This window comes from Vibrio sp. 10N.222.52.B7 (assembly GCF_041474275.1).
Lineage (GTDB): Bacteria > Pseudomonadota > Gammaproteobacteria > Enterobacterales > Vibrionaceae > Vibrio > Vibrio crassostreae_C.
In genome coordinates this window covers 1-364 of sequence record NZ_JBFRTU010000346.1, presented here as the reverse complement: position 1 = coordinate 364, position 364 = coordinate 1, and the positions used below count along the sequence as shown (strand labels likewise).

Genomic DNA, 364 nt, shown 5'->3' with positions numbered 1-364 from the left:
TGTTGCGTCGCCAAGCCATAACAATATCGATCGGTTGTGGTTCTGTACCGGAGATCTGCTGTAGTACGCCAGATTCAATCAAAGGTTTAGCGACACTATTCGGTAAGGTGCCAATCCCTAGTCCTGATGTCAAAGCCTCTACTTTCGCAGGAAAGCTTGTCACGGTTAAACGTGGCTGTTTCTCTAGAATATTGATGCTTAGTGCTGGCTGATCGCGTGCGGTGTCTGCAATGGCAATAACCCTGTAACTTTCTCTCGCCTTCTGATCGAATTCACCAGAACGCTTGTGAACATAGTGGCTTGATGCCGCGACCCACACCATCTCCATTTTACCAATTACGTCACTTTTCATATCGTTTGGAAT

At 46.7% G+C, this 364-nt stretch carries 1 protein-coding gene; it reads right to left on the bottom strand.

Annotated features, from left to right (window positions below; translation table 11 throughout):
* Positions 1-364, bottom strand: a 364-nt coding sequence (locus AB4512_RS23150; RefSeq protein ID WP_372175863.1) for a LysR substrate-binding domain-containing protein, incomplete at both ends; no start/stop codon positions are given.